We start from the raw sequence: 12,379 nt of genomic DNA on the forward strand, positions 1-12,379 counted from the left end.
CTGCCTGTATCTGTTCGCTGCTATTCGCTGTCCTGCGGCCGGGAACGAAGCTCCCGACGGAGGATCTTCCCACTCGCCGTCTTCGGCAAGTCCGGCAGGATCTCCACCTGCCGCGGGTATTTGTAGGCGGCCAGTCTCTCCTTGCAGTACGTCGCGAGTTCACCCGGGTCCGTGTCGGCGCCCGGACGAAGACTGATGTACGCCTTGACGGTCTCCCCGCGATACCCGTCGGGCACCCCGACGACGGCCGCCTCACGGACCGCGGGATGCGTGTAGAGGACGTCCTCGACCTCGCGCGGCCACACCTTGAAACCGGACGCGTTGATCATGTCCTTCTTGCGGTCGACGACGTACAGCCAGCCCTGCTCGTCCATGAAGCCGATGTCGCCGGTGCGCAGCTCACCGTCCGGGAAGGTCTCGGCGGTCGCCTCCGGCCGCCGCCAGTAGCCGGGCACCACCTGCGGCCCGCGGACGACGATCTCGCCCTGCTCGCCGAAGGGCACCTCCTTGCCCTGGTCGTCGACGATGCGTACGACGGTGTCGGGACCCGGCAGACCCACGGCCAGCGTGCCGGAGGCCGGGTCGACGGGCGCCTCGAGGCCGGGCGGGACGGAGGCGCAGGGTGCGGTGCACTCGGTCAGCCCGTAGCCGTTGCGGATGTACGGCCCGAAGCCCGCCCGGAACTTCTCCACCAGGGCGGGCGGCACGGGCGCACCGCCGCTGGAGATGTTCACGAACGACGAGAAGTGCTCCCGGGTGGCGTCCGGGTGTGCGCCCAGCGCCATGAAGGCGGTCGACGGGCCGACCGTGTAGTGCGGCCGGTGCTCGGCGAACGCCTCCAGCACGACACCCGCCTCGAAGCGGTACGTCAGCACGAGGGTGCCCGCGCTGTTGAGACAGGCGCCGAGTTGGCACACCATCCCGGTGATGTGGAACAGCGGCGCCAGCGCGTAGTACACGGGGGCGTCGGGCAGGGCGAGCCCCGTCCGCTGCCGCTCGGCGTTGTACATGATGTTGCCGTGCGTGTTGGTGGCGCCCTTCGGGGTGCCGCTGGTGCCCGAGGTGTAGCTGATCAGCGCGATGTCGGACGGCCTGAGCCGACGTCCCTCAGGCGCCTCGTACCCGGCGCGGGCCACGGTCGTCAGGTCGGCGGCGTCCGCGGACTGCGCCAGCCGCTCGAAGCCCAGCACCCGCGCGTCGCCACGCGTCTGGAAGTCCAGCTCGCAGGCGGTCAGCACGATCTGCACGGGCGAGCCTTCGGCCGTGTCCCGCAGATACGACTCCCAGGCCCGGTCGGAGCAGATCAGCGCCATGACCTCGCCGTCCCGCAGGACGTGCCCGACCTCCCCCGACTTGTACATGGGGTTGACGGGCACGACGATCGCTCCCGCCTTCCAGGCGCCCAGCAGCGCCAGCACGAAGAGCGGGGAGTTCTGCAGCAGGATCGCCACCCGGTCGCCGCGCTCCAGGCCACGGGCGGCCAGATGCCCGGCGACCGAGTCGCTCAGCTCGTCGACCTCGCGGTAGCTCAGCCGCCCGTCGAAGTAGGCGAGGAAAGTGCGGTCCGGGGCCGCGGCGACGGACCGGCGCAGCGCGTGGACCAGGGAGTCGGCGGGCTCTATGGGGCCGCGCTGGGCCTCGTTCAGCAGCGCCACCCAGGGCCGGGCGGCGTAAGAGGAGCCGGTCACCGTGCCGCCTCCCACTTCTGCTGGAGGTGGTTCATGTTCGTGAGCCAGCGGTCCGGGTGGGTGGCCCTGGCCTGGTAGTACTCGGCGACCTCGGGGTGCGGAAGGATCAGGAACCGGTCCTCCTCGATCCCCTTGAACAGGGCGTCCGCGACGTCCGCCGGCTCGATGGCGGTCGGCTGCAGCACCAGGTCGCCCGCGGTGCCGGTGGCGGCCAGCATGTCGGTGCGCACCCCCTGCGGGCAGATGGCATGCACCTTGAGCCCCCGGTGCCGGTACGTGAGCGACAGCCACTCGGCGAAGGCGTACGCACCGTGCTTGGTGACGCTGTAGGAGGGCGCCCCGATCATGGTCAGCAGCCCGGCGGCGGACACGGTGGACACGAAACGGCCGCTGCCCCGCTCCAGCCACTCGGGAAGCAGCTCATGGGCGGCCCGGACATGGGCCATCAGGTTGACGTCCCAGGACACGGCCCAGGACTTCTCGTCGAGCGGCTGCCCCGGCCCCGCGTCCTCGAAGGCGACACCGGCGTTGGCGCAGTAGACGTCGATGGATCCGCCGAGCGCGTCCCGGGCATCACCGGCGATCCCGGAGGCGTCCCCGGGCACGGCGATACCGCCGATCTCCTCGGCAACGGCCTTGGCCCGGTCCGCATCAAGATCGTTCACAACGACCCGGGCCCCTTCGGCGGCGAACCGCCGCGCAAGGGCGGCCCCGATGCCACCCCCGGCCCCCGTGACAACCACACCAGCACCCTGAACGGCTTCCACCATCGGTCTCCTTCGACTGCGGCTCTGCTGCCCGTCAGACTAACCGGTCGGTATGTAACAGGAAAGGGGTCACTGCAAGCCCCGACAGGGGCGCGGGGCTGTGTCAATTTGCGGCTCCGCCGCGTGGGCGCGACAAGCCCCCACGAACCCGCACCTTCCCCCACAACCTGCGGCAGCAATACCGTGCACCCCATGCGCCTATCCAGACGAGCCTTACTCGCAGCGACAACGGCAGCAGCGCTCCCCACAGCATCCACGGCCTCCGCGACCGAACGGCACGGACAACTCCGGACCGGCTTCGAAAACCTCGCCGCAACCGGCTACGCCGCCCTGCAAGGGCAACGCGTCGGAATTGTCACCAACCCCACCGGCGTGACCCGAGACGTCCACCACATCGTCGATGTGATGCACGCGGACAACCGCATAAACCTGGGGGCCGTCTTCGGCCCCGAACACGGCTTCCGCGGCACCGCCCAGGCAGGCGGCTCCGAAGGCCGCTACGACGACCCCGCCACCGGCCTCCCCGTCTACGACACCTACCTCAAGAGCGGCCGGCCCCTCGCCGACGTCTTCACCGCGTCCAGCGTCGACACCGTCGTCTTCGACATCCAGGACGTCGGCGCCCGCTTCTACACGTACATCTGGACGCTGTACGACTGCATGGAGGCCGCCCAGCTCGCCGGCAAACGCTTCGTCGTCCTCGACCGGCCGAACCCGGTGACGGGCCGCGCGGCCCAGGGCCCGGTGCTGCACAAGGAGTTCGCGACCTTCGTCGGACGGCAGCCGATCTCCCAGGCGCACGGCATGACGGTCGCCGAGCTGGCCCTGCTGTTCAACGGTGAGTTCCTGACCACCCCCGTGGCCCTGCAGACCGTCCTGATGACGGGATGGAGACGCTCGGAGTTCTACGACGCCTGGTCACTGCCGTGGGTGCCGCCGAGCCCGAACATGCCGACGCCCGACACGGCGCTCGTGTACTCGGGGACGTGCCTGTTCGAGGGCACCAACCTGTCGGAGGGCCGCGGCACCACCCGCCCCTTCGAGCTGCTCGGCGCGGAGGGCATCGACGGGAGGTGGGCGGCCGCGGCGAACGAACTCGGCCTGCCGGGCGTCCACTTCAGAGAGGCGTACTTCGCGCCGACGTTCTCCAAGTTCCAGGGGAAGACCATAGGCGGCGTGCAGATCCACGTGCACGACCGGGCCGCCTACGACCCGGTCCGCACCGGGATCGCACTGCTGGTGACCGCCAAGAAGGTGTGGAGCGGTTTCGGCTGGCGGTCCGACAACTGGATCGACAAGCTCACCGGCTCCACGAGCGTGCGTACGGCGGTCGACGCGGGCGCGAGCACCGACGAGGTGGTGGCGGGCTGGCAGGAGGAACTCGCCGCGTTCCGGCGGATTCGAAAGGAATACCTCCTCTACAAGTGAGTCGGGACGTATGGCCATCCTCGGCCGGTAGCAGGACGATGCGCCCACATCGCTCTGCTACGGGGGACGAGGGGGCCTGTCATGGCACAGCCGGCAATGAGTGTGACTCCTTACTGGGAGCTGACCTTCGACGCGGACGGGGACGTCGACGGGCGGGAGCGGGACCGGCTGCTCGCCGAGGTCCCGAAGGGCGGAATCCGTGACCTGATCGTCTTCGCACACGGCTGGAACAACGACCGCTCGGGGGCGACTGCCCTCTACAGCCAGTTCTTCGCGCCGATCCCGGGCCTGGCGGCCCAGGCGAGGATCGGGTACGTGGGCGTGATCTGGCCGTCGATGCGGTTCTGCGACGAGCCGATCCCCGACTTCCCGAAATCCGTGGTGGCCATGGAGGCGGAGGCGTCCCCGGCGCCCGCGCTCGACAAGGACACCCGGCACGCACTGCTGGAGACGTTCCCCGGCCGGGCCACCGTGATCGACCAGATCGCACGGATGCTGGACCAGCGGCCCGACAACGAACTGGAGGAGTTCGGACGGCTGGTCCGGCTGCTGGTGGAGCTCGTGCCGGGCGGGCCGCAACCGTTGTTCGCGGCGGACACCCTCGCGGAGGGTGTCCCGCAGAGCGAGCCGGTGCTGTTCACCGGGGACACGGCGACGCTCTGCGACGAGTTCGCGCAGGCACTGGCCGACGTCCGGTCCGGTGGCGACCCGGAGGGCTTCTCGTTGCCGAACCCCTGGGACGGGGCGAAGGAACTGCTGCGGCAGGCGACGTACTACGCGATGAAGCGGCGAGCGGGCACGGTCGGCGAGCGCGGGCTCGGCCGTCTGGTCGGGCAGCTCGCCGCCGCCGCTCCCGCCGTGCGCGTGCACCTCGTGGGGCACAGCTTCGGCGGCCGGCTGGTGTCGTTCGCGCTGCGCGGTCTGCCCGAGGGCGTGCACACGGTGAAGTCGGTGACGCTGCTGCAAGGGGCGTTCTCGCACTACGCGTTCGCGGCGCGGCTGCCGTACGACGCGCATGCGGGGGGTGTGCTGCAGGGCCAGCAGAACCGTGTCGACGGCCCTCTGGTGTGCTGCTACTCGCACTTCGACACGGCGCTCGGCACGATCTACCCGCTGGCCTCGCGCATGGCGGACGACGCGCAGGGCGTCGTCGAGGGGGCCACCGAGGGCTTCGGCATCGGGGAGCTGCTGGGCGCCAAGTGGGGTGCGATGGGGCACGACGGTGTGCAGGGGGTGCCGGGCACGCGCGCGTACAAGCTCGCGGACGCCCTCAAGAGCACGCTGCCGACCTCGGGGTGCGTCAACATCGACGCCGCGGCCGTGGTGAAGAGCGGCGGGCCGCCCGCCGGTGCACACAGCGACATCGTGCACCGGGAGCTGGCCCAGGTGGTGCTGGCGGCGGGCCGCATCCGCTGACCCGCCGCCGCTGGTCCGTTACCGGTGCGAGGTGTACTCCACCACCTGCTGGAAGGTGGGCCGGTTCTGCCAGCTGATGTTGTAGTGCTTGATGCCGCCGAGCGTCCGCTGGACGATCGAGTCGGCGCACCACTGGTCGCCCGCCGAGCACAGGGAGTCGCCGGGGTAGACGGTCGACGCGGACGTGCCGACCGCCGTCTTCAGGGTGCTGATCAGGATGTCCCGGCAGGAGCTGAGGCTGCCGCCGCCGCAGTACTTCTGCGCCAGTGGCCCCTGCACCGGCTCACCGAGCACCGCCCGGATGTCCTTGTCGACGTAGCTCCACCAGCCGTACTGGAAGGAGCTGCCGGCGTGCGAGCCGGTCGGCCCGTGTGCGGCCGACGGTGCCTCGTCGACGGGCAGGTTGTTGGTGAAGGCGGTGTACAGATCGCTGCCGAGGCCCGGTTGGAACTCGGCCTTCACCAGCAGCGGCCACCAGGCGTCCAGGATGCGGATCGCGTCGGCGTTGGCGTACTTCTTCGAACCGGCCGACGTCTCGGTCCGCTTGGCGCCCGCGGTCACCCACGCCTGCAGCTTGCTCACGGCGTCCGCGGCGGTGGAGTCGGTCACCGTGCTGCTGTTGACGACCTTGAGCAGCTTCGGCAGCACGTCCTCGGCCCGCAGGTCCTCCAGTGCCGCGTCCGCCATGGCCTGCACCAGCTTGGTACGGGTCACCCCGCCGGCCGCGACCAGCTTCTTCACCCGGTCCTCCAGCAGGTTGCCGCGGTGCACGGACCCGTCGCCCCAGGGCGCGGTCGTGTAGTCCTCGGCCTGCTTGTTGTTCCAGGAGATGTAGTAGTCCTGGTCGATGGAGTTGGGGTGAGCGGAGGCCGGTGTGTAGTCGGCGGTGTTGGTCGTCGGGTCCCAGTTCTTCCACTCGTAGGCCGCCTGCCCCCACACCGGGAACTCGGCGTCGACGCCGCTCGCCCGCACCGGGTTGTTGCCGCTGTTGTAGTACGCGGTGTGCTGGGAGTCGGCGTAGAACCAGTTGAAGGTGTAGTTGATGTGCTGCGCCGCGCTCTGGAAGTCCTGCGGTCCCTTGACGAAGTCGGGGTCGTTGAGCATCTGGAAGCCGATGATCGAGTCGGCCTCGTGCATGTAGGACGAGCGCAGGGTGGTGTACGCGACCTTCTTGCCGCCGACGGTCGCCCGGTACTCCACCGGCCCGTATTTCGTGCGCCAGACCCGCATGGTGTACGAGCCCGCCGCGGTGCCGTCGGCCGTGGTCGGCTTCCAGGAGTTGGTCTGCTCGACCTTGTCCATGGCCGTGCAGGTGCCGTGGAACAGGTAGTGGTAGTCGTCCTGGCACAGCTCGACGGCGTAGGTGTCGATGATGTCCTGGCCGGAGGTGGTCGCGGACCACGAGTAGTCCTGGCCGCGGCCCAGTTCGACGTACATGCTCAGGCCCGCGAAGGAGGCGCCTCGGGCGCTGAGGCCCGGGCCCTGGAGCTCCTGGAGCATGAGCAGCTGGGGCGCGAAGTAGCCGGTCTGCGGGCCGAAGACGGCGATCGGGTGACCGCTGGCTGTGTACTTGCCGCTCACCACCAGGGCGTTGGACATACCGCGTCTGGCCGAGCTGAGCGCGGTCGTGGTCGCCGCCTTGGAGGCGGCGGTGGCGCTCTGGCTCGCCCCGGTGCCGGTGGCGTCGTAGACCAGCGGCTCGGTCGTCACCGAGCCGGCGTCGGGCAGCGCCTCGCCCTGGGCGGTGTCGGGCTTGGTGGCGTACGGGAAGCTCTCGCCGTTGTGGACGGTGAGCACGGCCTCGGGGTCGTTGCGCTCACGGAAGGACTCCCAGACCTTGGTGCCCTCGGTCACGCCGTACTTGGACTGGGCGGCCAGGAGTGAGATCGCGTTGTTGACCTCGCCGCCGCCGCCGGCGCCGAACAGGGCACCGATGACGGAACCCAGCGCCACCAGGTCTGTGATCTTGAAGTGGTCGATGGTGCCGACGTTGGTGATCGAGTCCTTGTGGCCGGTCAGGACGTACTCACCGGGGAAGTAACGGCCGCTGTCGGAGGCGTCGATGTAGGCGTTGATGCCGGCCAGGTAGGCGTTGGCGTCCGCGAGGGCCTGCTGGCCGCGGGCGCCGTTGCGGGCGACGGCGTTGTCGATCTGGGCCTGCAGGTCGGCCTCGCTGTAGGGGGCGTTGCGGTAGAACTGCTGCTCCAGGCCCTGGTTGGAGGCCGCACCGCCCGCGAACGTCGTCAGCTGACCGCGGCCCACGTGCCGGAAGACGTCCATGAGCCACAGCCGGTCCTCAGCGGCGGCATATCCGGCGCCGAACTCCGTGCCGTATCTGGTGGTGCCCGTGATGTGCGGGATGCCTGCCTTCTTGTCGCGGACGATCGTCACGTCGGTGCGGCCCGCAGGCTTCTCGGTGGAGGCGACTTGATCGGAGGCGACCCCGAACGACGCGTCGTTGAAGAAGGTGTTGATCGTCGAGTCGGTGAGCGAGGAGTACCCCTTGGCCAGGTTGGCGTACGGGCCGAGCTGGTCCTCCGCGTGGTCGGGCTGGGTGCCGAACGCCTGGTTGAGCAGGACCTGGGCGAGGGTCGCGTTGCCGTTCTCACCGGGCGGCAGGATGTCGGAACACTGGCCGCCGCAGTAGTCGTTCGAGGTGGCGGCCGCGGCCGTCGCCTGGGTGAGCGGGGACAAAAGTCCAGCAATCAGGACGCATATGGATGCGGTCTTCAGGAACCCGGCGAGTCTGCCGGGAGTTCTCAGTCTGACTGGGGCGCTACGAGAGGTACGCCAGGGCATGGCAGCTCCTACCGACGGGGGTGAGCCGGGACGTTACCGCCGGTATCCCCGGGAGTGAAGATGAACATGCGTCAAGTTTTGGAGTGGGCGGGACGGCTTATGGAGGGCATCGGAAATCGAATGGAGCCGAATCGCTTGTCGATACGTCTATTCGGCGACGTCCGTACGACGACGCCGAAGTGACCGAAGTACAGGTGCAGGTGTGACGGAGGTGCAGGGCGATGGCCGGTTTCCGGAGTCTGGCGAGACAGGTCCGCGACCCGCGGTGCGATCTGGCACTGCGGCGGTACTCACTGCGCAAGTGCCTTGAGAGGTTTGCTCCTTACGGGCACAGGGCGACCTGGGACCATTTGTGCTCCCGGGCAGGTTTCGGTCCCGAGGACCGCTCCCCCGACCCGGCGCGGCTCGTGGCCGCACTGGAGGAGCTGGAGGAGGCGCGTTCGGTGTGGCTGGCCTATGAGGTCGAGTTCGCCGAGCGGCGCAAGAAGGAGAAGCACGACGGGCTGCGCCGGCCGGGCACGGTGGACGACTGGCACCGGCTGACCTGGGGCGGTTTCGGTGTCGCCTGGTGCGACGACCCGCGGGTGCACCCCCGGGAGCCGCTTGCGGAGGTGCTGCGCCGGCTGATCTCCGGCCTGCAGCGCGAGCCGGGCTCCGGTTGCCCGGTGTGCGGCGCGGAGCGCCTGATCTGGAAGTACGACCTGGACCACGAACCCTCTGCGGGTCCGGTCTGCACCCACTGTGGAATTCTCGTGCCACGGCCCGTGCTCAGTCCCGAGGCCCTGGCGGACGCAAGGCGCGGAAGGCTGCTGGTGTCGGCCTAGTACGGCGGGGGTGCGCCGGGGATGCCGCACCCCCTACATGTCCCTCTTTGCCCCCTTTGTCGGCTTGTCCTCGTTGTCAGTGTTGGCTCCTCGTTGTCAGTGGCGGCTGGCACCATCGAGACATGGTGCAGGTGTGTCTCAACGGGCCCCGCGGGTCCGCCGACGGTGCGATGGTGCCGCTGACTCCGGAAGCGACGGCCGAGTCCGCGGCGCAAGCGGTCGCGGCCGGGGCCACGGACATCCACGTCCACCCCAAGACACCCTGCGGGCACGACTCGTTGTCGCCCCGCGTGATCGGCCCGGTGCTCGAGGCGATACGGGCGCGCGTGTCGGTCCCGGTCGGTGTCACCACGGGCGCCTGGGCGGAACCGGATCCCGCGGCACGGCTGATGGGGGTGCCCCCGCGCGAGCGTGTTCGAGCGTGGGGGAGGGTCCGGAGCTGGGCCACGCTCTCCGAACTCCCCGACCACGCCTCGGTCAACTGGCATGAGGAGGGCGCCGAGGAGATCGCCGCCGCCCTGCTCGACCTGGGCGTGGAGGTCGAGGCCGGTATCCGGTCCGGGACGGACGCGGCGATACGGTTCGCGGCCTCACCCCTGGCCCCGAGAGTGCTCCGCGTACTCGCCGAGGTGACGGACACCTCGCCGGACACGGCGGAGGAGTCCGCGCGTGCGCTGCTCACCGACCTGAGCCGGGCGCCCCGCCGCCCCGTGCTGCTGCACGGCGAGGACGGCGGCGCCTGGCCGGTGCTGCGGCTGGCGGGCCGGCTCGGGCTCGCGACCCGGGTGGGCCTGGAGGACACGCTGTTCCTGCCGGACGGGGAACGGGCCGTGTCCAACGCTCAGTTGGTGTCCGAGGCGCTGGCCCAGTACGGGTGTGCCCAGCGCTCGTCGTAGGGCAGGACGAGGAGCTCTGCACGGATCGCCGGATCGGACTCGCCCTGAGCGCGGAGGCGGGCGGCGCCGGGACCGGCCAGCCGGCTGCGCAGGTCCGCGAGACCGGCGGCCTCACTGTCGTCGTACCACCGGAAGAACGGGGAGACGTCGGACAGCAGGTCGTAGAGCCAGCCGTCGGTGCAGTGGACGAGGTGTGCGTCGGCGACGGGGCCACGGCCCCAGCCGTCCAGGAACGGGGTGACGGTTCTGGCGATCGTGGCGCAGGTGTCGAAGATCTCGTCGATGCCATAGGGCGGGTCGGGCCTGCTGAGGGCGTCCTGCCACCAGGCGTGCAGGAACGCCTCGATCGCGGCGGCCTGCTCGGCCGGCCAGGAGCGCCAGTCCAGCCGGCTCAACCCGTGGGCGCCGTAGCCGATCGTGTCGAGGGAGCCGTCGGCCATCGCGCGCGCGGCCTGCGGAAGCAGGCGCCGCATGGCGGCCGGGTGGTCGGCGATGGGGGTCCCCCCTCTGGGGGAGATCGGGCACCTCGAAGAGGTAGTACTGCACCACGTCCAGCGGTGTCCACACATGTGGCGTGCGCAGGAACGCGGTCTCCTCGGGCACGTGGCAGTGGCCGCAGCCGGTCTCGTCGAAGCCGGCGAAGCCGTTGAAGACGGGGTCGATGTCCGCGAGGGCGGCGTCAAGTGCTGCTGTGGGCATGGGATTTGATCCCGTCAGGACTCCGTGCGCGGCGTCTCGGCCGGCCGAAGATCGCGACGTTACCAGCCGCTAATCCGCTCGCTCCACCCCTTTCCCGTCCGGACAGTTGGGAGGCGATGAAACCGAACCGAGCGAATCCGGAATCCTAGGAGTTCCCATGTCGACGCTGCGCGTCACCGCCGAAGTGCTGACCGTCCACGAGCATCCGAACGCCGATGCGCTCGAACTGGCCCAGGTGGGCCTGTACCGGGCCGTCGTCGCCAAGGGCGCCTACCGCACCGGCGACGTCGCCGTGTACATCCCCGAGCAGTCCGTCCTGCCCACCGGGCTGATCGAGGAGCTGGGGCTGACCGGGCGGCTGGCGGGGAGCAACTCGGACCGGGTCAAGGCGGTGCGGCTGCGCGGTGAGCTGTCGCAGGGAATCGTGTGCCGGCCGAAGGCGCTGGCCGGCGTCGACCTGGCGCGGGCGGCGCTGGACGGGACGGACTTCGCCCAGCGGCTCGGCATCACCAAGTGGGTGCCGCCGATCCCGCCCACGATGGACGGCGAGGTGGAGTCCGCGCCGGAACTGCTGCCCTGGGTCGACATCGAGAACATCCAGCGGTTTCCGGACATCTTCACACCGGGCGAGGCTGTGGTCCTGACCGAGAAGCTGCACGGCTCGGCCTGTCTGCTGACCTACCTCGCCGACGAGGACCGCGCGCACGTCTCCTCCAAGGGCTTCGGCGCCAAGTCCCTCGCCCTGAAGGAGGATCCGCGCAATCTGTACTGGCGGGCCGTGCACGGCCACGGCGTCGCCGAGGTCGCCGCGCGGCTCGCCGGGCGGCTGGGGGCGCGTCGGGTCGGGATCTTCGGTGAGGTGTACGGAGCGGGGGTCCAGGATCTGACGTACGGCGCGGACGGACGGCGCGAGAGCCTGGGGTACGCCGTGTTCGACGTCTCCGCGGAGATCGACGGGACGGTGCGGTGGCTGGACGCGGCCGAACTGCTGGACGGGGAGCTGCCGTTGGTGCCGCGGCTGTACGAGGGGGCGTACGACATCGAGCGGGTGCTGGAGCTGGCCGGCGGGCGGGAGACCGTGTCGGGGCGGGGGCTGCATCTGCGGGAGGGGGTCGTGATCCGTCCGGCGACGGAGCGGTACAGCCCGGTGACCGGAGGGCGGGCGATCGCGAAGGCGGTGAGCACGGCTTATCTGACGCGGAAGGGCGGCACCGAGTACGAGTGAACCGGGGGGCGTCTTGAAGGGGCGCGGGGCTGTGTCCATTTGCGGCTCCGCCGCGTGGGCGCGACCAGCCACGACGAGCCTGGAGTCGATGGACGGCCGATCGCCGCACTTCCCGCCGAGCGCTCAGTTCCGCTCCCGCGCCTTTCGGCTTCCGCCGCGGTCGACCATCAGCCGCGACCCCGTCAGCCGTTCGCCGAACACGTCGTCCGGGTTGGACAGCACGCACCCCTCCAGCGAGAGGCACCCACAGCCGATGCAGTCGGTCAGGTGGTCGCGGAGGCGGTTGAGCTGGCTGATGCGTTCGTCGAGTTCGGAACGCCAGGCCTCGGAGAGCCGGGCCCAGTCCTCCCGAGTCGGGGTGCGTTCCTCGGGGAGCTCGGCGAGCGCCTCGCGGATGGTGGCCAGCGGGATGCCGACGCGTTGTGCGGCCCGTACGAAGGCAACCCGGCGCAGCGTGTCGCGGTGGTAGCGGCGCTGGTTGCCCGCGGTCCGCCGGCTGCTGATCAGGCCCTTGGACTCGTAGAAGTGCAGGGCGGAGACGGCGGCGCCGCTGCGCGCGGCGAGCTGGCCGACCGTGAGCTCGTGGATCTTCTCTGGAATCTGGGGCACCCCTCGAACCCTACCCATCCGTACCCGG

General features: G+C 70.2%; 10 protein-coding genes. 5 read left to right on the plus strand and 5 right to left on the minus strand.

Features of this window, described 5'->3' with window-relative positions; genetic code table 11:
- Positions 1–20: 20 nt before the first annotated feature.
- Both ACFY1E_RS15235 and ACFY1E_RS15240 read right to left on the minus strand, forming a co-directional pair.
- Positions 21–1,688, minus strand: coding sequence for a class I adenylate-forming enzyme family protein (locus tag ACFY1E_RS15235; protein WP_389075720.1), 1,668 nt, complete (start codon positions 1,686–1,688; stop codon positions 21–23).
- Positions 1,685–2,458 carry an SDR family oxidoreductase gene (locus ACFY1E_RS15240; RefSeq protein WP_389075722.1) on the minus strand — a complete coding sequence of 258 codons (774 nt, stop codon included), beginning with the start codon at positions 2,456–2,458 and terminating at the stop codon, positions 1,685–1,687. The genes ACFY1E_RS15235 and ACFY1E_RS15240 overlap by 4 nt, the downstream gene beginning before the upstream one ends.
- A 189-nt stretch (positions 2,459–2,647) precedes the next feature.
- On the opposite strand from ACFY1E_RS15240, the gene ACFY1E_RS15245 reads away from it, so the two are divergent.
- Both ACFY1E_RS15245 and ACFY1E_RS15250 read left to right on the plus strand, forming a co-directional pair.
- Positions 2,648–3,883 (plus strand): exo-beta-N-acetylmuramidase NamZ domain-containing protein, encoded by a 1,236-nt coding sequence (locus tag ACFY1E_RS15245; RefSeq protein ID WP_389075725.1) that lies wholly within the window; start codon positions 2,648–2,650, stop codon positions 3,881–3,883.
- An 81-nt stretch (positions 3,884–3,964) separates the two neighbouring features.
- Complete coding sequence (locus ACFY1E_RS15250; protein ID WP_389075727.1) at positions 3,965–5,299, plus strand: serine-threonine protein kinase; 1,335 nt, start codon at positions 3,965–3,967, stop codon at positions 5,297–5,299.
- Positions 5,300–5,317: 18 nt separating this feature from the next.
- On the opposite strand, the gene ACFY1E_RS15255 is transcribed toward ACFY1E_RS15250, so the two are convergent.
- Positions 5,318–8,098: a penicillin acylase family protein gene (locus ACFY1E_RS15255; RefSeq protein ID WP_389075730.1), complete on the minus strand. Its 2,781-nt coding sequence runs from the start codon at positions 8,096–8,098 to the stop codon at positions 5,318–5,320.
- A gap of 221 nt (positions 8,099–8,319) precedes the next feature.
- On the opposite strand from ACFY1E_RS15255, the gene ACFY1E_RS15260 reads away from it, so the two are divergent.
- Together ACFY1E_RS15260 and ACFY1E_RS15265 are read left to right on the plus strand one after the other, a co-directional pair.
- On the plus strand, positions 8,320–8,922 hold the full coding sequence (locus ACFY1E_RS15260) for a hypothetical protein (protein ID WP_389075732.1): 603 nt from the start codon (positions 8,320–8,322) through the stop codon (positions 8,920–8,922).
- A 122-nt stretch (positions 8,923–9,044) separates the two neighbouring features.
- Positions 9,045–9,818 carry a 3-keto-5-aminohexanoate cleavage protein gene (locus tag ACFY1E_RS15265; protein WP_389075734.1) on the plus strand — a complete coding sequence of 258 codons (774 nt, stop codon included), beginning with the start codon at positions 9,045–9,047 and terminating at the stop codon, positions 9,816–9,818.
- On the opposite strand, the gene ACFY1E_RS15270 is transcribed toward ACFY1E_RS15265, so the two are convergent.
- On the minus strand, positions 9,764–10,291 hold the full coding sequence (locus tag ACFY1E_RS15270; protein WP_389075737.1) for a hypothetical protein: 528 nt from the start codon (positions 10,289–10,291) through the stop codon (positions 9,764–9,766). The genes ACFY1E_RS15265 and ACFY1E_RS15270 overlap by 55 nt on opposite strands.
- A gap of 383 nt (positions 10,292–10,674) precedes the next feature.
- Between ACFY1E_RS15270 and ACFY1E_RS15275 the strand changes: the two genes are divergently transcribed.
- Positions 10,675–11,742 (plus strand): RNA ligase (ATP), encoded by a 1,068-nt coding sequence (locus ACFY1E_RS15275; RefSeq protein WP_389075739.1) that lies wholly within the window; start codon positions 10,675–10,677, stop codon positions 11,740–11,742.
- Between the two features lie 123 nt (positions 11,743–11,865).
- On the opposite strand, the gene soxR is transcribed toward ACFY1E_RS15275, so the two are convergent.
- The gene (gene soxR, locus ACFY1E_RS15280; RefSeq protein WP_389075741.1) at positions 11,866–12,351 is read right to left on the minus strand and encodes a redox-sensitive transcriptional activator SoxR; all 486 of its coding nucleotides are present in this window, start codon (positions 12,349–12,351) and stop codon (positions 11,866–11,868) included.
- Positions 12,352–12,379 lie beyond the last annotated feature (28 nt).

Source organism: Streptomyces sp. NPDC001604 (genome assembly GCF_042893475.1).
In the GTDB taxonomy this organism is placed as follows: domain Bacteria; phylum Actinomycetota; class Actinomycetes; order Streptomycetales; family Streptomycetaceae; genus Streptomyces.